The sequence below is a fragment of the Eubacterium sp. AF36-5BH genome (assembly GCF_003460505.1).
Lineage (GTDB): Bacteria > Bacillota > Clostridia > Lachnospirales > Lachnospiraceae > Eubacterium_G.
The window spans coordinates 122,166-144,389 of sequence record NZ_QTVG01000005.1 but is presented as its reverse complement, the minus strand read 5'-3'; the positions used below and the strand labels follow the sequence as shown (position 1 = coordinate 144,389).

Sequence of the window (22,224 nt, the reverse complement as noted above, 5' to 3'; positions counted from 1 at the left end):
AACTAGATTCTGTGCATACTGTTAAAAATATCTTCATGCTGCATTTTAATTACAACACCGATTTCATCGCCGATTTTTTCTAAATCATCTGATAATTCATGCACAGGCTTTGATGCGTTATTACAATCAACAATCATCATCATGTTAAAATATTCCTGAACAATTGTCTGAGAAATATCAAGTATGTTTACTTTATTGTCTGCTAAGTATGAACATACCGCTGCTATAATGCCTACTGTGTCTTTACCTACCACTGTAATAATTGTCTTTTTCATAAGTTCCTCCTAGTAATTATGATATTATATATTTAAAATTTAATATTGCAGGAAGGTTCGTACCTACTTGCAACTTTTAAATCAATTTGATTTACATCCTCTACCGCCTTGGCAAAATTCAGCTCGTTTTTTACAGCCTGAAATGCTAATTCTGGATAATTATTTTCGCCACTTAAATGACCCAAAATAATATGTTTCATTCTTTTATTAATGATTTTATTAAGAAAATCACCACATGCTTCATTTGACAAATGACCTTTAGTTCCCCATATTCTTTGTTTCAAACGAAAGGGATATGGGCCCATCTGTAACATTCTCACATCATGATTTGATTCCACTAAAATACTGTCTAACTCATGTAAGCCATTAACCAACTTTCCATCATATGTACCTAAATCCGTAACTATGGCACCTGATGAATTGTCCACAGAGTCATCATCAAACCTATAGCATACAGGATCTACAGCATCATGGCTAATTTGAAGCGGTGATATTTTAGTATTTTTTATGTAAAAGCTTTTATTTTTTTCTATTGGAAAAAATAATTCTTTATCAACTTCTCCAATGGATGATTTATTTAAAATATAGTCTATTGTATCTTCAGTAGCATAAACAGGAATATGATATTTTCTTAAAAATACTCCCAACCCTTTAATATGGTCACTATGTTCATGAGTAATTAATATTCCATCTAAATCTTCCGGATTTTTGCCAAAATGCTCAAACCCTTCGGCAACTCTTTTCCTACTTATTCCAACATCTATCATCAATGTTGTTTCTTTATTATCTAATAAAATACAATTTCCTTTACTGCTACTGGAAATTGAAAACAATTCCATATATATACCTCAATTCTTCTCCATACATTTTATTGTATTTTGCATTTAATTTCAACACATTAAAGTAATATAATTTATTTCAAAATAATATTATAATAAAAAAGGCCTATGAAAAAATTATATTTATTAATATTTTGTGCACTATGCATAACTTTAACTTTAGCTTTTCCCGTTGAAATTTCTGCAGGTATAAAAAAAGGGATTATACTTTCATTGTACTCTGTAATTCCATCGCTATTACCTTTCATACTAATTACTAATTATATGTACGAAAAAGGTTTATGCTATTACATCGGGAAACTTTTGTATCCATTACTAAATTTTTTCTTCAAAGTAACAATAAATGGTGCTTACATTATACTTGTGGGCTTTTTGTCAGGCTATCCGATAGGTGCAAAAGTCATTGGAGAAATGGTCTCGTCGGGCAATATCTCAAAAGCCGAAGGGAAATACCTTATAACTTTTTGTAATAACACAAGCATTTCTTTTCTTATAAATTATATAATATGCACATGTTTGAAAAGTTCGTTACCAGTTTTGGGTGATACTAAACTTACCACTTTGCATATTGTTTTGTTTGTTTTTCTGCCTTCTATCATAACCGGGATATTAAATAAATTAATTCTAAATTTTAGAGAAACACATTATCCCGCTTTTCAAACAAGCATAAACACATTAACCAAAAACGAAAACATAATTAAAAAAACATATTTTTCTCTAATGACATTATGTACATACGTTATATTTTTTTCAGCATTAACGCAGTTAATCAATATCATACCACTAACTTTTTTTCAAAAAAATATAGCAATTTCATTTTTAGAAATTACAAACGGTTGCTTTCTTATAACAAAGTGTCAATTAGAGGATGTTTATAAATTATATTTTATGCTTCTATGTATAATATTGGGTGGTATTTCTATTTTTATGCAATCCTTATCCCAAATAAAAGATAAATCAATTATGTTATATTATGTTTTAGGCAAAATAGAATGTTGTTTATTTTTTACTATTTTATATTTAATTATCTATAATTTGTAATTTTGTGTGATAGAAATAACTAATAACGCTTCTATGTAGTAATACTAGCAATACTAAGTAGTTATTTTGTGTAATAGTTATAACAAACAACATTTTTATGCAATGGTAATAACAAATAATCACTTCACAAATAGAAATAGCAAACAACATTTTTTATGCAACGGTAATAACAAATAACAATTTAATAAATAAAAATAGTAAATAATTTTCTTAGTGTTATTTAAATATACAAAAAAGAAAGCTAAACATAGCTTTCTTTTCTGTATAAAGTATAATAATTACATTAAATCAACTGCAATGTCATCATTATTTTCAGGCTGTGAATTATCTTCATCCTGACCATTTAATTCTTTTCTGCTTTCAACAACAACATTTAATGAACTGTTTAACGATGTCATCATCTGACTCTGTGCATTTTCAAAGCTATTCATACCTGTTGTAAGTATGCTCTGAACATTTGATAAAATATCATCTGTATACTGCATAGCTCTCATTCTATAATCATTTGCTTCTGATGTAGCATTGTTCAAAATATCCTGAGCTTCCTGCTGTGCCTGTTCAATAACCTTGTTAGCTTCATCATATGCTTTCTGCATAATTTCATGTTCACTAACCAACTGATTAATGTGTGCTGTAGCTTCAGCAATCATAGCTTCTGATCTTTCCTTAGCATCGTTTAAGATTGCATCCTTATTAGCAATAATCTTCTGATATTTCTTGATTTCATCAGGAGTTCTTAATCTTAATTCAGCTAATAATTCATCAATATCGTCTTTATTTACTACAATCTTAGATGTTGATAAAGGCTGAAACTTACAGTTATCAATATATTCCTCAATTTCTGTAATAATCTGTTCAATCTTACTACTCATTTTTATTCTCCTCTTTCCTTAAATTTATCGTAAACCTGTTGTACAACAGATTCTGGTACAAATTTGCTAATATCAGCTCCAAAATACGCCGCTTCCCTTACTGTACTTGAACTAAGGTAAGCATATTCCAAGCTTGTTGTAAAAAATATTGTATCAACGTTTTCATTTAAGACTGTGTTTGTCTGAGACATTTGAAGTTCATACTCAAAATCTGTTACAGCCCTTAAACCTCTAACAATAATTTGCGCATCAACTTTTCTTGCAAAATCCACAAGTAATCCCTCAAAAGACATAACCTTGACATTTGGTAAATCTTTTACAACATCATTTAACATTTTAACACGTTTTTCAACTGAAAACAACGGAGATTTAGAATTATTATTCAAAACACCTACTATTAGTTCATCAAATATTTTAGATGCTCTTTTAATAATATCTAAATGTCCTAGTGTGACCGGGTCAAAACTTCCAGGATAAATTGCTCTTGTCATATTATTCTCCTAGTTTTTTCAAAAATATATGTTTATTTGTTTTATATATTTTTTCTTTTTTTATTTCGTATCCTAAATTCAAAGTAAAAGAGAAATCAGTCTCCAACGAAGCTTCAACAATTATCAAAGTGTCATTATCTAAAATACATGAATCTTTTAGAAACTCTAAAACCTTGTTTTCTAATTGCTTATTATAAGGTGGATCCATGAAAATAATGTGAAATTTCTGTTTTTTTAATTGTAAACTTTCAAGCGATCGCATAACATCACCAAAAACAATATTTCCCTGTTCTTTTAGATTAGTTTTTTCCAAATTAGTCTCTATACATTTAATAGCATTTCTATTATTTTCTACAAAAGTTGCACTATTAGCTCCACGACTTAAAGCTTCAATTCCAATGGCGCCACTTCCACTAAACAAATCCAAAAAATCAATATCATATAAATCATTATTTATAATATTAAACAATGTTTCTTTAATTCTATCAGTTGTAGGTCTTGTATTATTTCCTTTAACTGTTTCTAATTGTATTCTTCTTGCTGTTCCTGCTATTACTCTCATTAATTCTCCATAAGCCTTATAAAATTAAAAGCAAGCAAAAAATGCCTGCCTTTAATCTATATTGTTTAAAAATTATTCTTCTGAAGCAACATCTTCCTGAACTTCTTCATCTTCGTCTTCATCTGGAAGTAAAGCTTTGATACTTAAGCTGATTTTCTTTTCTTCTTCATTAAAATCAACAATCTTAGCTTCAATTTCCTGACCAACCTTTAATTCATCAGATGGCTTTTCAACATGGTGTTTTGCAATCTGTGATACATGAAGTAAAGCATCAACACCAGGTTCGATTTCAACGAATGCTCCAAAGTCTGTCATTCTTGCTACCTTACCTGTAACAATTGCTCCAACTGCAAATTTTTCTTCAGCGTTAGCCCAAGGATTTGTATCTTCGAACTTTAAGCTTAATGCAATCTTATCACCATTAATTTCTTTAATAAATGTTGTAACCTTGTCGCCCGGCTTAAATAACTTTCTAGGATTTCCAACTCTACCCCATGACATTTCTGAGATATGTAAAAGTCCGTCAGCACCACCGATATCAATGAATGCTCCAAAATCAACAACGCTCTTAACTACACCTTCAACTGTGTCTCCAACCTGAATCTTTTCAAATAAAGCTTTCTTAGCTGCTTCTTTTTCTGCAACAACTAACTGCTTTCTATCTCCAATAATACGTCTTCTTCTTGGATCAAATTCAGTTACTACAAATTCGATTTCCTGATTTAAATATTTATCTAAATCTCTTTCGAATACGTCTGATACAAGGCTTGCAGGTATAAATACTCTACCGCCTTCAACATCAACACTCAAACCACCTTTTAAAATCTGTACAACTGGTGCTTTAAGAACTTCTTTATTTTCAAAAGCTTCTTTAATCTTCTCATTTGCTTTCTCTGCAGCAAGTCTCTTATAAGATAAAGCAACCTGACCTTCGCCGTCGTTTACCTTGAGAACTTTAACTGTCAGTTCATCGCCTACTGAAATTACAGTTGTCAGATCTACTGGTGTGTTAGAGTATTCATCTCTTGTAAGAATACCGTCAGCCTTATATCCAACATTAAGAACTGCATAGTCTTCTCTTACACTGATTACCTTTCCTTCAAGAACTTCTCCATTATGAATTGTCTTGAATGATTCATCCAACATTTGTTCAAAACTCATCTCTGACATTAAGAACGACCTCCTCAATAATTTTCTTTGGGGTCGATGCCCCTGCTGTAATACCTATAGACCTCAATGAATCGACATTCTTCAAATTAAGGTTACTAACAGTTTGTATATAATAAGTATCCTTGCACTCATTCTTACATATGTCATATAACTTCTGTGTATTGGAACTATTCTTACCTCCAATAACAATCATTGCATCTACTTTTGATGCAATTTCTTTTGCCTCAACTTGTCTTAAGTGTGTCGCATTGCAAATCGTATTTACAACATTTATATCATAACCCTTTTTAGTTATAATTTCAACTAAATATTTAAATTTATTGTAGTTAAATGTCGTTTGTGAAACAATACATATACTTTCATTTCTAAAGGAATCTATTTTTTCTATGTCTTCCTCGTCTTTTACAACTATAGCTTCACCTACAACCCAACCTTTTATACCTTCAACTTCAGGGTGATTATCATTTCCTATGATTACAATTCTTTTACCTTTTTCACTTTCCTTCTTAACAATGTTATGAATCTTTTTTACGAAAGGACAGGTAGCATCTACTATTTCCAAATTTTGTTTTTCTATAGCATCATAGATTTTCTTTGGAACTCCATGAGATCTGATTACAACACTTCCCGATTGAAGATTTTCAAGTTCTTCAATTGTATCAATAACCGACACGCCTTTTTCTTCCAAATCTTCTACAACCTGTTCATTATGAATTATCGGTCCAAAAGTATATATCGGTTTTTTTCCTGTTTCAATTTCCTTATAAACACTTTCAATCGCTTTTTCCACTCCAAAGCAAAATCCGGCGCTTTTTGCCACTAATATTTCCATTTAAACACCTGTGTAATTATATTTTTTATTGAACTAACCCTGTAATTTTTTCCACAACCTGTTCAATTGACATGTCAGATGAATCAACTAAAATCGCATCTTCAGCCTGACAAAGTGGAGAAACTTCTCTGTGCATGTCTCTATAATCTCTGTCTTTGATGTCTGCCTCTATTGCATCAACATCACATTGTTCTCCCTTTTCCACAAGTTCTTTATAACGTCTCATTGCTCTTGTTCTTGAGCTGGCAGTTAAATATATTTTCAAATCAGCATTTGGTAATACTGCTGTACCAATATCTCTGCCATCCATAACTACATTGTTTTCTTTTGCAAATTTCTTTTGCATTTCAACCATTTTTTTTCTAACTTCAGGATATACTGCAATAGCACTTGTCATATTACCAATTTCTTCCTGTCTGATTAATGTACTTACATCTTCTCCATTAAGATACACTTTCTGTGTTCCATCTTCATAGCCAAGTGAAACATCTACGGACTCACATTTTTCTGCCACCTTTTCATGTTCTTTTGCACTAATACCTTCTCTATTACACGCTAAAGCTATTGTTCTATACATTGCACCTGTGTCAACATAAATAAAGCCTAACTCCTTTGCCACAATTTTTGCTATTGTACTTTTTCCCGCTCCTGCAGGACCATCAATTGCTATATTATACATTTGTTCCTCCATTATTTAATATATACTACTTCCTGCCAAATATCCTGTGCTCCAGGCGATTTGCAGGTTATAACCACCTGTTTTTGCATCCAAATCCAATACTTCACCAACAAAATACATATTCGGAACAATTTTCGACTCCATTGTTTTCGGATTAATATCTTTAACAGAAATTCCTCCTCTGGTTATAATTGCCTCATTAAATCCTCTCGTTCCTGAAATTGTTAAAGGTATGTTTTTTATGTTTTCAACAAGAATTTCTCGTTCTTCTTTTGTAATTTCATTTACTTTTTTATAAGGATCTATATTGCACAATTCAATAATTGGTTCAATCATCTTTTTAGGCAATAACTTGTCCAATGAATTATTAAAATTCTTATTTATATTTTCATTAAAATCTTTTAGAATTCTCTTATCTAAAGTTTCTTTATCCAATGCTGGTTTCAAATCTATATATGCATAAAAATCATGCTCTTTAAATTTATCGCATATATAACAGCTTGCTGATAATACAAGGGGCCCGCTTATACCAAAATGAGTAAAAAGCATTTCGCCCTGTTCCTGGAAATAAACCTTTCCCTTTTCATCGGTTATAGTAAGTTTTATATTTTTCAGGGAAAGCCCCTGCAATTGCTTGCACATTTCTTCTTTAATATTGAAAGGCACAAGTGAAGGATATGTTTTACTTACAGTATGTCCCATTTTTTCTGCGAACTTATAACCATCACCTGTTGACCCGGTAGTCTCATAAGACATACCACCTGTAGCCACTATACATTTATCACCTGCAAACTTATTATTGTGTTTATCTATTAAAATAACCTTATTGTTAGAATTTTCAATTTTAGTAATCTCTGACTTTAAATGAACATTAACGCCAATATCTTTCATCATTTTATCAAGTGCCCATATAACGTCAGATGATTTATCACTTAAAGGAAAAACTCTGTTTCCTCTTTCTATCTTTGTTTCTATGCCTGTACTTTCTATCATATTGCATATATCTTCACTGGAAAAATTATTATATGCACTGTACAGAAATTTTTCATTATAAATTATATTCGAAAAATGATTTTCAATTGAAGATGCATTTGTAATATTGCATCTGCCTTTTCCTGTTATAAAAATTTTTTTACCTAATCTGTCATTTTTTTCAAATAAATGGACTTCGTTTCCATTATATCCGGCAGCAATCGCAGCCATCATTCCGGCAGCTCCACCGCCAATAATTAAAACACTACTCATATATTAAAACATCCTAATCGTTATATAAATATGACACCTATGCCTATTAAAGCATAAGGTGTCATATAATACAAATTTAAACCGGATATGCTCCGTTTTCTTTGTCTGCTACAGATGGATCAACCTTTGTCTGCTGAGCTTCTCTGTATTCAAAGAATTCTTTTGCAACCTGTGGGAATAAAGCGTATGTTAACACATCTTCATCCTGCTGTTTCCACTGAGCACATTCCTTTTCGAACTTATCAAGTGATGGTTCTAGTAAATCTGCAGGTCTGCATGTAATAGCTTCTTCATCACCGATAGCCTTCTTCTGAACTTCTTCGTTAAATGGCTTAACTGTCTGGCCATATTTTCCTGCAAGAAGATCTTTAGCCTGCTGGTTAATCATTTTATATCTTTCGCCCATAACTACGTTAAGAACTGCCTGTGTACCAACAATCTGGCTTGATGGTGTAACAAGTGGTGGTTCACCAAAGTCTTTACGAACTCTAGGAACTTCTTCTAACACCTGATCAAACTTATCTGACGCACCCATTTCATCCAACTGTGAAACAAGGTTTGAAAGCATACCACCTGGTACCTGATAAAGAAGTGTATTGATATTAACACCCATAACCTTTGGATTTAATAATCCATTAGCTAAACATTCTTCTCTATATGGTTTGAAGTAATCTGCTATTTCTTTTAATAACTTCTGATCTAAGCCTGTATCATATGGTGTTCCCTTAAATGTTTCTACCATAACTTCTGTAGCAGGCTGAGATGTACCCATTGAGAATGGTGAAATTGCAGTATCAATAATATCGCATCCTGCTTCTACAGCCTTCATATATGTCATGGCTGCAACACCTGATGTATAGTGTGTATGAAGATCGATAGGGATATCTGTTCCTTCTCTTAAAGCCTGAACTAATTCAGTTGCCTTATATGGTGTAAGAAGGCCAGCCATATCCTTGATACAAAGTGAGTTAGCACCCATATCTTCGATTCTCTTAGCTGTTTCTTTCCAATAATCAAGTGTGTACGCATCACCAAGTGTGTATGATAATGCAATCTGTGCATGACCATTTTCCTTATTAGCAGCCTTTACTGCTGTTTCTAAGTTTCTTAAGTCATTTAAACAGTCAAAAATTCTAATAATATCAATACCATTAGCAATTGACTTCTGAACAAAATATTCAACAACATCATCTGAATAATGGCTATATCCTAAAATATTCTGTCCTCTAAAAAGCATCTGTAATTTTGTATTCTTAAATCCATCTCTTAATTTTCTTAATCTTTCCCATGGATCTTCTTTTAAGAATCTAAGTGAAGCATCAAAAGTTGCACCACCCCAACATTCTACAGCATGATATCCAACCTTATCCATTGTATCAATGATAGGAAGCATTTCTTCAGTAGGCATTCTTGTTGCGATTAATGACTGATGAGCATCACGTAATATAGTTTCAGTAATTTTTACTGGTCTTTTTTCTGCCATTTTAATTTCCTCCAATATTTCTCATGTAATAGGATAACTTTAGATTCCAAAAATAGCCATAAATGTTCCAGCTGCTACTGCAGTACCAATTACACCGGCTACGTTTGGTCCCATAGCATGCATCAATAAGAAGTTTGTTGGATCAGCTTCTGCTCCAACCTTCTGTGAAACTCTTGCTGCCATTGGTACTGCTGATACACCAGCCGAACCAATAAGTGGGTTAACCTTACCATGAGTTGCTAAACACATTAATTTACCAAACAGTACACCTGCCGCTGTACCAACAGCAAATGCTACAAGTCCTAAAATAACAATCTTAATTGTACTAATATTTAAGAATGCTTCAGCAGATGTTGTTGCACCTACACTTGTACCAAGTAAAATAACTACGATATACATAAGTGCATTACTAGCTGTTTCCTGTAACTGTTTAACAACACCAGATTCTCTAAATAAGTTACCTAACATAAGCATACCTACTAATGGTGCTGTTGTAGGTAAAATCATTACTACAATTATTGTAACAATAATTGGGAAAAGAATCTTTTCTAACTTTGAAACAGGTCTAAGCTGTTCCATTTTGACTTTTCTTTCTTTTTCAGTTGTGAACAATTTCATAATTGGTGGCTGTATAATTGGAACTAATGCCATGTATGAATAAGCCGCAACAGCAATAGGTCCAAGTAAGTCTGTCTGACCTAATTTACCAGCAAGGAAGATTGATGTAGGTCCATCAGCTCCACCGATAATTGAGATTGCAGCAGCTGCTTTTCCACCAAATCCCATGAAAATTGCCAAAAAGTATGCTGAATATATACCAAACTGTGCTGCAGCACCAAGTAAGAAACTCTTAGGGTTTGCAATAAGCGGACCAAAGTCAGTCATTGCACCTACACCCATAAAAATAAGCGATGGTAAAATACTCCATTCATCTAAAATATAAAAATAGTGAAGTAATCCACCTGCTTCATCTCCTACAGGAGCTTTAATAATGTCCGGATACATATTAACTAATAGCATACCAAAAGCGATTGGAACCAAAAGCAATGGTTCATATCCTTTTTTTATTGCTAAATATAGGAAAACACAGGCAACCAAAATCATAATGTAGTTTCCAACAGATAAGCTGAAAAATGCTGTTTGGTTTACCAAATTTTCCAATGTATCTAAGATGTTCATTTGTTACCTCCAGTTCTTTATAAAACAACTAATTTAATGTTGCAATAACTGCGCCTGCTTCAAATGAATCACCTACGCCAAATGCAACACTTGCAACTGTTCCATCTTCAGGAGCAACTACAGAGTTTTCCATTTTCATTGCTTCAAATACTAAAATTGTGTCACCCTTCTTTACTGACTGTCCAGGGTTAGCATTAATTGATAATACCTTACCAGGCATTGGTGCTGTTACCTTAACGCTTCCTTCACTGCCTGTTGCAGCTGGAGCTGGAGCAGCGGCTGGAGCCTTTGCAGGTGCAGCTGCCTTTACAGGTGCACTAGGTGTAGAACCTGTTTCTTCTACAGTAACGTCATAAACATTACCATTTACTGTTATTGTATAACTTTTCATTTTTAAATTCCTCCTAAATTTACAAAAGTAATTTATCTTCTTCTAATTGATCTTACAACGAAGCTGTCTGTTGATGTATTTTCACTGGCTGCAATAGCTGATGCAATAACAGCAATTAATTCCAAATCATCTGACACATCAACTGTTTCATTTGCTGATACAGTTTCAGACTTGTCTTCTTCTGTTGTAATATTTGCTTTTTTGTTTTTATTTGCTCTAGCTTCAGTAATCTTTGGAATAACCTTAAAGCATGAAATAATTAATGAAATAAAAATAAGTACAGCGAATACTGTTCCCATTCCCATTAATGTATTAGCTCCTGCAGAAGCCATTTTTGCTCCGATAGAATTGTCTGCTGTGTCAGGCAAACTGAATTCTACAGATGTAGCCTGTGGTCCTAAAGTATCAAATAAAGAAATATGCATAATCATCTTTAAATCTTTATTTTCAAAATGTAACATTGAAGTTGCATCAATTGTTCCATCTTCATTTTCTGTTACTTCAATCTTGCCATAGTCTTTGTATGTACCACAAGGTTCATCTCCAACAGCTTTAGCAAAGTTTTCAAACATATCTGTCTGTGAACTATAATATTCACCAAGATAGTCTAACTCATCCTTAGAACATTCTCCATAATTAGCTAATCCGTTTGTTACATAGTTTTCAAACAATGACTTAATCTGTGCCATTGTAATTTTACCGTTTGCAAATGTTTTCTGATCTTCTGCTGATAAAGTTGTTTCAGCAGCATTTGTGCCACTTAAATCAACAGTTTGATCTGCAAAAACACATGTGTTTGAAAATACTAAACACATAAGTAATGAAGCAAGAGAAATTACTAAACGCAATCTTTTCATAACCTTCATAATATCCTCCTACTGTCTCTTTGTGTATAACATTTCAAGGGCACCGATAACATATTTTCTTACATCAACAGGTTCTACGATATTATCAACATATCCTCTTGATGCTGCCTTTGTTACACTTCCCTGTAACTGAGCATATTCTGCTGTCTTTTCAGCAAGAACGCTTGCATCTTCTTCAATTTCTTTTGCATACATAATCTTTGCTGCAGCGTTTGCATCCATCATTCCTACCTTTGCAGTTGGAAGAGCAAATACCATATCTGCACCAATTGACTTGCTGTTCATTGTTACATACGCACTACCAAAAGCTTCACCAATAATAACATTTACTTTTGGAACTGTCGCACTTGCAAATGCATAAGTTAATCTTGCAGTTGCCTTAGCGCCACGTTTTTCCTGACACTTGCATGCTTTGAATCCTGTAGCATTTGTGAGTGTAAGAACAGGAATTGAAAAATCATCACAAAAATATACAAACTGTGCAGCCTTATCGCAACCATTAGCTGTAAGCTTAGGTTCGTATTCTGCTACAACTTCCATATTGTCGTCGTAAACTTTTGTTCTATTAGCTACTACACCAACTGTTGCTCCATTTAATTTTATAAATGCAGTTAACATTTCAGGTGCGTAAGCACTCTTTGTTTCAACAACGAAACCATCATCAGAAATAGCTGTTAGTGCTAACTTTGTATCTTCTAATCCTGAATCAAAGCCTGTTGCTGCTCTGTTTAAATCATCTGTGCAGTCTGCCAAAACTTCATCTTCATAATTTGAAGGTAAAATTGAAACCAAGTTAATAATACCTGAAATTATTTCTGATTCTGTTCCAACAAAATCTACATTACCAGCTTCTTCGTTCTGGAATTTAGCTGCTGAAGTATCACATACTTCTTTTCTGTTTTCATCAATAGCATTGGGTGAGTTAACAAATAATGCAGCATTATCTTTCTCCATAAATGTAAAATCAGAAAGATTTGCCATTACACTTAATGCTCCACCGCAATTTCCAAATATGGCTGTTACCATAGGAATTACTCCTGAAGCTTCGCTTTGTTTCATATAAATTGAACCAAATGCTTCAAGTCCATCTACTGATTCCTGTAATCTAAGGCCTGTGCTATCCACTAAACCAATAACAGGTGCTCCCATTTTTAGAGCCATATCATAGATATTTGAAATTTTCTTAGCATGCATTTCACCAACAGAGCCACCAAGCACTGATGAATCCTGGCTAAATACATAAACTAATCTTCCATTAATTAATCCATAACCGGTAATAACACCGTCTGATGGAGTATCAATGGCTTTGATGTTAAAATCTGTGCTTCTAGCTGTTACTAATGCACCAATTTCAACAAAACTGTTGTCATCAAGAAGAGCTTCAATTCTCGTTCTTGCTGAAGTTTTAGCTGATGTACTCATAATCAGTCCTCCATTATATTAATAAAGTTTTACATAGTAAAAGCCACTGACAATATTCTAAATACCGTCATTGGCTTTACTTGTGTTTGCAAAAAACAACCACTTTTTCGCCTTATATAGATTAACACTTTTCGTGTCAAATAGCAATTTATATTTCAAAATTTTTCCAAACAAAAACTTAATTATTTTATGCTGTTCTTATTCTGTTTTTAATCCATTCACTATTAATAGGTTTAAAGTCCTCTGTTTCAAAGTAAACATTATACCAAACAAGGAAAACATATACAGTCCAGATTCTTCTGCTGTTATCTGCTTTTCCGTTTCTGTGGTCTTCCATTAACTTAACCAAAATGTCAGTATTAAAGAATTTCTTTGATGCATCTGATGTTAATGTTTCCATTACTTTGTTGTAATATTTCTCCTCTTTTAACCATACTCTGATTGGAACAGGGAAGCCTAATTTTTTCTTGTTCGCTGTCTTTTCAGGTATATGTCTCTTAGCTGCAATTCTAAAAGCTCTCTTTGTAGCCTCTTCGTTACATCTAAAATCAATAGGTAATGTTTTTGCATAATTGAACACTTCAACATCAAGGAAAGGTACTCTTGATTCCAGACAATGAGCCATACTCATTTTATCTGCTTTCAATAGGATATCTCCCTGAAGCCAGAAATTTGTATCAATATACTGCATTTTAGCTATATCATTTAAATGACTTACTTTCTTGTATGTTGGAGCAACGATGTCCTGTGGTGACTTATGTGTTAATTTCGTCTTAAGAAGTTTTTCTCTGTCTTTTACTGAGAACATATTAGCGTTACCAATAAATCTCTCTTCAACTGTTTTGCTACCTCTTATAATAAAATCACGCCCTTTTATATCAGGCATAACACTTGCAACTTTAGCTAAACCTTTTCTTATACACTTAGGTATCTTCTGATAACCTTTTAATGACAATGGTTCATGATAAATATTGTAACCGCCAAAGAATTCGTCAGCCCCCTCACCTGATAAAACTACCTTAATTTGTTCAGCCGCAAGCTGGTCAACAAAATAAAGAGCTATACATGATGGATCTGCTAAAGGCTCATCCATATAATACATTACTGATGAAATAGAATCAAAATATTCATCACTGTCAATTGTTTTACTGTAATTTTCTTTTCCTAATTCATCAACAAGACTTTCAGCATAACGTATTTCATTGTACTTGCTTTGTTTATCAAGAAATCCTACTGTAAAAGTTTTTGTTCCAGGGAACTCTGAAACAACATAACTTGAATCAACACCACTTGATAAAAGTGAACCTACTTCTACGTCAGCAATCATATGTGCATTTACTGTATTGTCAACAATTTCTTCTATCTCTGATACAGTTTTTTCCAAATCACCGTTTTCCTTTGGTTCCATCATCGGGTCAAAATATCTTTTAACAGTCATTTCACCATTTTTATAAATCATATAATGTCCTGCCGGAAGTTTATACACTCCCTTAAAGAAACACTCAGGAAGAACAGAATACTGGAAACTTAAATACTGTTCAAGAGCTTCTTCATTTACTTCCTTCTTAAAGCCCGGAAATTCCAAAATTGCTTTTATTTCTGATGAAAATGCTAAAGACCCATTAATTTGTGAATAATAAAAAGGTTTAATTCCAAAATGGTCTCTTGCACCAAATGCTGTTTTGTTTTTGCTGTCCCAAATCACAAAAGAAAACATACCACGAAGTTTTGACAGCATGTCTGTACCGTACTCTTCATAAGCATGTACCAAACATTCTGTATCAGACTCATTTGCAAAAACATGTCCTTTTGCAATAAGTTCTTTTCTTACATCTAAATGGTTATATATTTCTCCATTAAACACAATAGCAATGTCTCCTGTTTCGTTGTACATTGGCTGTGCGCCATGATTTAAATCAATAATACTAAGTCTTCTATGACCGATTGCAGCATGTTCATCAACATACATTCCCTCATCATCAGGTCCCCTATGGGCAATCTTGTCCATCATTCTTTTTAAAACTGCTTTACTGTTTTCAACTTCTCCTATAAAGCCACAAATTCCACACATAATAAATTCTCTCTTTCATTAGTTATTATTTACAAAATTGCTTTTATTTCATCTTCATTAATAATTTCCTTTATTAAAACACGTTCATCCATTGGATGTTTAACACCTTTAATTTCCTGGTAATCTTCATGTCCTTTACCTGCAAGAACAATTACATCGCCGTCTTTTGCGTGTTGTATTGCATATCTGATAGCATCTTTTCTATCAGGAACGGTAACATGTTCTCCGTCACCTTTTTTAATACCAACTAAAATGTCATTTATAATATCCATAGGTTCTTCAAATCTTGGATTATCAGATGTTACTATTGTAAAATCTGCAAGTTTTGATGAAACTTCACCCATTTCAAAACGTCTGTCTCTTGACCTGTTACCGCCACAGCCAAACACAGTTACCAAACGTTTAGGATTGTACTCTCTTAAACTAGTCAAAAGACTTTCTAAGCTCATGGCATTATGAGCATAATCAATCATTAAAGTAAATCTTTTTGAAACCGGTACAATTTCAACTCGGCCTTTTACCCTAACATCTAAAAGTCCCTGTTTTATCGCCTCAATATTCTGTGTAAAATGACTACAAATTGCAATGGCGCAAAGGGAATTATATACACTGAAATTTCCCGGAACATGAATTTCCACCGAGAAGTTCATCTTGCCTGACAAATTGTATGAAACACATAGGCAACCAGGTTTAGTAAACAAATTAATATCTGAAGCCTTAAAATCATAATCTCCGTTAACACCAAATGTTTCCAAATCGCAGGTATGACCTTCAAGAACCTGATCAATAAAATCTGCATCCATATTTACAATGCCATGTTTACATTGTTTCAATAACATGCTCTTGCATCTTAGATAATCATCAAAATCCTTATGTTCATTTGGGCCAATATGGTCCGGCTCAATGTTTGTAAAAATACCATAATCAAATGTAAAGCCTGACACTCTGTGAAGCATTAGTCCCTGTGATGAAACCTCCATTACAACACACTTACAACCTTCTTTTACCATTTCAGCAAAAGTTTCCTGTACAACATAGGACTCAGGTGTTGTATTTTTTGCCGGTATAACTTTATCGCCAATAATAGTTTCAATTGTACCAATTAAACCTGTTTTAATACCAACACTTTCAAGAACCTGTCTTACCATATATGTAGTAGTTGTTTTACCTTTTGTTCCTGTAATACCTACAGTAATAATTTTTTCTGCAGGATTGCCAAAATATGCAGCAGACATATATGCCAAAGCAAGTCTTGTATCTTCAACCTTAATTATTGTAAGCCCCTCTACAGGTTCTACATCTTCCATAACTACTACAGCTACTGCGCCTTTATCATAAACATCTTTGACAAATTTATGTCCGTCAAAACCTGCACCTTTAATGCAAACAAAAACATCGTTTTTTTCTACTTTTCTTGAATCATTCTGTAAGTGATTGATTTCTACGGAATCATCACCATTTAAAACTTTATATTCAAGTTTTTCCAATAAATCTTTTAATAACATATTTCCGCCTTCTTTAAAAAACTTTGTATAAATATTTTCGTGTACAAACCTTCTGTATAACATTGCCTACACATAAAGCTATTAATACATTTTCCACTAACTTAAACTTCAATTTTTCCTGTAAAAGAAACTTTTGCCGGACCTGTCATATAAACAGTATTTTCTTCTCTGTTATATTCAATAAACAAGTCGCCACCTAAAAGTTTCACTGTAACTTTGTCGTCTGTTAATCCATTAAGCACGCAGGCCACAACTGTTGCACAGGCACCTGTACCACAGGCAAATGTTTCACCTGAACCTCTTTCCCACACGCGCATCTTAACAGTATTTCTGTCTAATACCTGAATAAATTCTGTATTAACTCTGTCTGGGAAAATAGGATTATTTTCAAACTTCGGTCCAATTGTTTCTATTTCCAAATCATCAGTGTTCTCTATAAATGTTATAGCATGTGGATTTCCCATTGAAACACATGTGATCCTATATTCTTTATCATCAATAACAATAGGTTCGTCAACAACCTTATCTTTATCAGAAACAACCGGCACATCTTTTGGCAACAAAATAGGTGTTCCCATATTAACCTTTACAGTTTCAACTTTATCATTCTTAACATTTAATTCTAAAGTTTTTATACCTGAAAGAGTTTCAACTGTAATTGTTGTTTTATCAGTCATCTTGTTATCATAAACATACTTTGCCACACATCTAATTCCATTGCCACACATTTTTCCTTCTGAGCCATCTGCATTATACATGCTCATTTTAAAATCTGCCTTTTCTGAAGGATTAATAACAATAAGTCCATCTGAGCCAATGCCAAAATGTCTGTCGCTAACTATTTCTGATAATTTATTTGGATTATCAATTTTATTTTCAAAACCATTCACGTAAACATAATCGTTTCCGCACCCTTGCATTTTTGTAAATTCCATAATGCCTCCTAAATATACGTCATCTACCATTATTCATGTAAGTTTTTTACACCAACATTAGCTTTAAATATACCACATCTAACTATATAAATAAAGTTAATATTACAATATATTTGCTTTATTCCTTTTACTATTTTCTTACAAAATAAAATACGAAAAAGCTTTTCTTAAACAATAAGTAAAATCAAATTTATATACTTTTTCTTTTGAGATAATTTTAATGTTTTTTACTTTTTTGTTGTTTATATAAACCCACACGCTTCCTACTTTATCTTTAACATTAATAGGAAATTTGTAATCTATTTTTGTTTTTATGTTTATTTTATCTTCATTACTAACAAGTGCTTTCAGCGAAGAATCGAAAGTACATTTTATTTCACTTTTTATTCCGTTTTCAACAGGTAGCATTATCGGTTTGTTCTTTTCAATAATATTCTTGAATTCGTAGTTATCTTTTCCATAATCCATAAGTTTAATAGTATCTTTCCATTTATACCCTTTATTTGGTGGCCAACCGGAAGACAAAACGCAGGACACAAATGTCCGACCATTATTTTTTATTGCACCTACAAAGCAATATCCTGCATTACATGTAAAGCCTGTTTTAATTCCTATGGCATCATTTTCTAAATTCAAAAAATTGTCTTTATTAAACACAGTTATGTTACGTTTGTTTTTTATTTCCGTCAAATTATATTTTTTGGTATTTATAATTTCTAAAAAACTTTTATTTTTTATGGCATAGGCTCCAATTTTTGCCATATCATAGGCTGTGGAATAATGTTCCTTTGCATCTAATCCGTTTGGAGTTACAAAACTTGTATTATTTGCACCGATTTTTTTTGCTTTTTCATTCATCATCTTTGCGAAGTTTTCAACATTTCCACCAATGCTCTCTGCCACTGCAACAGCTACATCATTATAAGATTCAAGCATCATTGCATATAGTAAATCTTTCAGGTAATATTGCTCACCTTTCATAACATTCATTTTCACTTTCGGCATGGATGCAGCCTTTGAACTTATTTCCACAACTTGATTTGCTTTGCAGTTTTCCAGTGCTACAATGCAAGTCATAATTTTCGTGGTACTTGCCATTGCTCTTTTTTCTTTTTCATTTTTTCCAAAAAGAATCCTACCGTTTTCACCATCAATTAAGACAGCAGCCTTGGCTGACAAATCACTTTCATCTATACTTCTCTCTTTTGCATATGTATTATTTACAAAATTTATAGAAGAACACAAAAGAGCAAATATAACCATTCTACTTAATTTTCTTTTTGATGTTTTAGTTGATTTAGTAAATATTATTTTAGTTAATTTAATAAATATTGTTTTCTCACGTAGCATACCATATACCTGTTTAATTGTTATCTATTAAATATATTCATGGTTTTATTTTTTATTACACAAAAAATGATATGTCTCCTTGCTTTATTACAGGAATACATATCATTTTTCTTTTTCCTTATTTATTCTTCTTACTTTGTTGCCAAAATACATATCTATTTCTTAACTTTAATTATTCTTCTGATTTTTTAAGCATAATTTTATTAGTCATTTGATTTCAATGTTATTTCGTCTTCTGCCTCATGTTTAAACTCTTCAATCATATCAGGAGATATAATTGGTAATTTATCTGAAGACTCAACTCCAAATCTTCTTAAAAATTCTTCCGTTGTTCCAAAAAGAAGTGGTCTTCCTGGAGTCTGCAATCTGCCAACTTCCTCAACAAGCATATACTCTACTAATTTATTAACCGCGAAATCAGATTTAACGCCTCTTATTCTTTCAATTTCTGACTTAGTAATAGGCTGTTTATATGCAATAATTGACAATGTTTCCATCATGACATCTGTTAAAACCTGTCTCTTAGGTTGCTTAGCCACTTTTATTAAAGTTTCATATAATTCAGGCTTTGTACATAACTGATAGGAATTTTCCAATTCTATGATTTTAATTCCTCTGTGATCCTTTGCATAATCTTCCTGCATTTCTTTTACAATTTTTTTCAATTGGCCCTGTGTTATGTCAAGAGCTTTTGCAATTCTATTTTTTTCAACCGATTCTCCCATTGTAAAAAGAATCGCCTCTACCTGTGCTTTGTAATTTATTTCCATAATTATACTATTGAGTCAATATATATATCACCAAAAGTTTTCTCCTGATGAACCTCAATTTCTCCTATCTTTATTAATTCTAAAACAGCCAAAAAAGAAACAATAACTTCAACTTTTGATTTTGATTTTTCAAGTAATTGTTTAAAACTGCATTTTTTCTTTTTCCTTACAGTGTTTGCCACATAATCAATTTTGTCCGGCAAACTTACTTCTTCCATTTCAATTTTTCCAAATTTACTACGAACAGGATCAATTTTATCTACCTGACGTTTTAAAACCATCTGAAATATTTCATTAAGTTTAGATAAATCAACCCCCTCTAAAAGTTGGTCTAAATCAACAGGTTGCTGATACTTGCTAACTTCTTCAGGAATTGTAGGTTCTTTGTATAAGGACTTTCCGGCATAAACCTGCATGTCACGTAACTCAACAGATGCATATTTATACATTTTATATTCAATTAATTTTTCAACAAGTTCGGCTCTTGGATCAATTTCTTCCCCATTTTCGTCAATTTCTTTAGGTAAGAGCATTTTACTTTTTATATCAATAAGAGTTGCAGCCATTACAAGAAATTCACTTGCAAGATCTAAATCATCTTTTGGCATTTTACTTACATAATCCAAATATTGTTCTGTAATTTCAACAATTGGTATATCGTATATATCAACCTTATTTTTTTCAATCAAATGTAAAAGCAAATCCAACGGACCTTCAAACGCTTCTAACTTTACTTCTAATTCCATTAAATATTAATCCTCATAATTTATATTTTTACTCAAAATAGTATTGTACAAAAAAATCAGATTTTTTTCAACTTTTATTATACATACGGTTATCAAATCCAGTTATGTTACGCAATTAACTAATGTGGTTATCTAGCGTAGTTATCCAGTGTATTTATATAATATGATTATGCATTGTAGTTGTCTGATTTTATCATATACTTAATTATCCAATTCTAAAAAACATCTGCATGCATTTAATTAATGAAAAACCGTAGTTTATTTTATTTACACTTTCCTCTGATACTATATTTACTTCTCCAATATTCTTTCCTTTTAAGTAATATGAGGCTTTGCCTACTATCTCACCTTTTCTTACCGGTGCCTGAAGGTCTTTCTTGATGCTGATTTTTCTTTTTATTTTCGATAAATCATTATTTTTTGTATCTACATAACTAAAATCAGTTTTTTTAATTTTTAAGCTTTCCTTTTTCCCATTGGATATTTTAATATTTCCATTATATTTTTTATTGTCTGTATAAACTTTACAATTTGCAAAGCCATAGTTTATAAGTTTTTGGGATATATTAAATCTTTCCTTGTAGTCAGCAGCAGCCATTACTACAGCAATTAATTCCACATTATCTTTCTCAGCAACTGTAGAGACACAATATTTAGCCTTAGAGGTGCTGCCCGTTTTCAAGCCCTTTACATACTTATTTACTTTAAGTAACTTATTTGTATTGGTAAGCATAAATTTTGATTCACCTTTAGCAGTTTTATGAGTAAACATTTCCATCCATATTGTTGAATACTTAAATATTTCCGGGTACTTTGTAATAAGCTCTCTGGACATTGTTGCCACATCTTTTGCTGTAGTATAATGATCATCCGAATCAGTAAGACCGCAGCAGTCTATAAAATTTGTATTATTCATACCAAGTTTCTTTGCTCTTGTATTCATTTGTTTTACAAATTCTTCCTCACTTCCTGCAATATGTTCTGCCATAGCAACTGAAGCATCATTACCGGAAGCAATGATTATACATTTTATTAAAGTTTCCACATTCTGTTGTTCACCTTCTTCTAAAAAGACCTGTGACCCACCCATGCTTTTAGCTTTTGCACTTGTAGTAACCATATCCCCTAACTTTATTTTGCCACTATGTATGTAATCAAATATCAAAATCAAAGTCATAATCTTTGTAATACTTGCAGGACTTAATTTTTCATTTTCGTTATTGGATTTAATAATGCTACCTGATTTAGCTTCCATTAAAACATAGTACTTTGCATTATACTCATCCTTTGCAGTATCATTTTCCACATTTGAATTAGCAACATTTTTAGTAATGTTTTTAGACATACTTTTATCATTATTTTGTCCTTTGACCATTGCATTCCCCTGTGTACAATTTAAAGTCAAAGCCATTATTAATATAAACGCAATAATTTTTTTCATAAAAAAACTCCATTACATCTTTATATATTGTAATGGAGTTTTAAAACTTATATGCTATT

At 32.2% G+C, this 22,224-nt stretch carries 21 protein-coding genes; all 21 read right to left on the bottom strand.

Annotated features, from left to right (window positions below):
- Positions 1–2 precede the first annotated feature (2 nt).
- The gene (locus tag DW006_RS06475; protein ID WP_117999554.1) at positions 3–275 is read right to left on the bottom strand and encodes an ACT domain-containing protein; all 273 of its coding nucleotides are present in this window, start codon (positions 273–275) and stop codon (positions 3–5) included.
- A 32-nt stretch (positions 276–307) separates the two neighbouring features.
- Entirely contained in the window at positions 308–1,114 is an 807-nt protein-coding gene (locus DW006_RS06470) for an MBL fold metallo-hydrolase (protein WP_117999553.1), read from the bottom strand.
- Between the two features lie 1,319 nt (positions 1,115–2,433).
- Entirely contained in the window at positions 2,434–3,027 is a 594-nt protein-coding gene (locus DW006_RS06460; protein WP_022166050.1) for a hypothetical protein, read from the bottom strand.
- A 2-nt stretch (positions 3,028–3,029) separates the two neighbouring features.
- Positions 3,030–3,518 carry a pantetheine-phosphate adenylyltransferase gene (coaD, locus tag DW006_RS06455; protein ID WP_022166049.1) on the bottom strand — a complete coding sequence of 163 codons (489 nt, stop codon included), beginning with the start codon at positions 3,516–3,518 and terminating at the stop codon, positions 3,030–3,032.
- A gap of 1 nt (position 3,519) precedes the next feature.
- Positions 3,520–4,080, bottom strand: a complete 561-nt coding sequence (gene rsmD, locus DW006_RS06450; protein WP_117999551.1) for a 16S rRNA (guanine(966)-N(2))-methyltransferase RsmD — start codon at positions 4,078–4,080, stop codon at positions 3,520–3,522.
- A 72-nt stretch (positions 4,081–4,152) separates the two neighbouring features.
- Positions 4,153–5,250, bottom strand: a complete 1,098-nt coding sequence (rpsA, locus tag DW006_RS06445) for a 30S ribosomal protein S1 (protein WP_117999550.1) — start codon at positions 5,248–5,250, stop codon at positions 4,153–4,155.
- Positions 5,231–6,082: a 4-hydroxy-3-methylbut-2-enyl diphosphate reductase gene (gene ispH / locus DW006_RS06440; protein WP_117999549.1), complete on the bottom strand. Its 852-nt coding sequence runs from the start codon at positions 6,080–6,082 to the stop codon at positions 5,231–5,233. Before ispH ends, rpsA begins: the two co-directional genes overlap by 20 nt.
- A 25-nt stretch (positions 6,083–6,107) precedes the next feature.
- Entirely contained in the window at positions 6,108–6,761 is a 654-nt protein-coding gene (gene cmk, locus DW006_RS06435; protein ID WP_117999548.1) for a (d)CMP kinase, read from the bottom strand.
- A gap of 15 nt (positions 6,762–6,776) precedes the next feature.
- A complete protein-coding gene (locus tag DW006_RS06430) occupies positions 6,777–8,006 on the bottom strand; it encodes an NAD(P)/FAD-dependent oxidoreductase (protein WP_117999547.1) in 1,230 nt (409 codons plus the stop codon).
- Between the two features lie 76 nt (positions 8,007–8,082).
- Complete coding sequence (locus tag DW006_RS06425) at positions 8,083–9,489, bottom strand: oxaloacetate decarboxylase subunit alpha (RefSeq protein ID WP_022166043.1); 1,407 nt, start codon at positions 9,487–9,489, stop codon at positions 8,083–8,085.
- 39 nt (positions 9,490–9,528) lie between these two features.
- Positions 9,529–10,668 (bottom strand): sodium ion-translocating decarboxylase subunit beta, encoded by a 1,140-nt coding sequence (locus tag DW006_RS06420; protein ID WP_117999546.1) that lies wholly within the window; start codon positions 10,666–10,668, stop codon positions 9,529–9,531.
- 28 nt (positions 10,669–10,696) lie between these two features.
- The gene (locus tag DW006_RS06415) at positions 10,697–11,059 is read right to left on the bottom strand and encodes an acetyl-CoA carboxylase biotin carboxyl carrier protein subunit (protein WP_117999545.1); all 363 of its coding nucleotides are present in this window, start codon (positions 11,057–11,059) and stop codon (positions 10,697–10,699) included.
- A 32-nt stretch (positions 11,060–11,091) separates the two neighbouring features.
- Positions 11,092–11,925 (bottom strand): OadG family protein, encoded by an 834-nt coding sequence (locus DW006_RS06410; protein WP_243002590.1) that lies wholly within the window; start codon positions 11,923–11,925, stop codon positions 11,092–11,094.
- Between the two features lie 9 nt (positions 11,926–11,934).
- The gene (locus DW006_RS06405) at positions 11,935–13,347 is read right to left on the bottom strand and encodes a carboxyl transferase domain-containing protein (protein WP_117999544.1); all 1,413 of its coding nucleotides are present in this window, start codon (positions 13,345–13,347) and stop codon (positions 11,935–11,937) included.
- Positions 13,348–13,534: 187 nt separating this feature from the next.
- Positions 13,535–15,418, bottom strand: coding sequence for an asparagine synthase (glutamine-hydrolyzing) (gene asnB, locus DW006_RS06400; RefSeq protein ID WP_117999543.1), 1,884 nt, complete (start codon positions 15,416–15,418; stop codon positions 13,535–13,537).
- Between the two features lie 29 nt (positions 15,419–15,447).
- Entirely contained in the window at positions 15,448–16,923 is a 1,476-nt protein-coding gene (locus DW006_RS06395; protein WP_117999665.1) for a UDP-N-acetylmuramoyl-L-alanyl-D-glutamate--2,6-diaminopimelate ligase, read from the bottom strand.
- 101 nt (positions 16,924–17,024) lie between these two features.
- Entirely contained in the window at positions 17,025–17,858 is an 834-nt protein-coding gene (dapF, locus tag DW006_RS06390; RefSeq protein ID WP_117999542.1) for a diaminopimelate epimerase, read from the bottom strand.
- 138 nt (positions 17,859–17,996) lie between these two features.
- Positions 17,997–19,208, bottom strand: coding sequence for a D-alanyl-D-alanine carboxypeptidase family protein (locus tag DW006_RS06385; protein WP_117999541.1), 1,212 nt, complete (start codon positions 19,206–19,208; stop codon positions 17,997–17,999).
- Between the two features lie 203 nt (positions 19,209–19,411).
- Positions 19,412–19,978 (bottom strand): SMC-Scp complex subunit ScpB, encoded by a 567-nt coding sequence (gene scpB, locus DW006_RS06380; RefSeq protein WP_117999540.1) that lies wholly within the window; start codon positions 19,976–19,978, stop codon positions 19,412–19,414.
- 2 nt (positions 19,979–19,980) lie between these two features.
- Entirely contained in the window at positions 19,981–20,724 is a 744-nt protein-coding gene (locus DW006_RS06375) for a segregation/condensation protein A (RefSeq protein ID WP_022165305.1), read from the bottom strand.
- 205 nt (positions 20,725–20,929) lie between these two features.
- Positions 20,930–22,165: a D-alanyl-D-alanine carboxypeptidase family protein gene (locus DW006_RS06370; RefSeq protein WP_117999539.1), complete on the bottom strand. Its 1,236-nt coding sequence runs from the start codon at positions 22,163–22,165 to the stop codon at positions 20,930–20,932.
- Between the last annotated feature and the right edge of the window lie 59 nt (positions 22,166–22,224).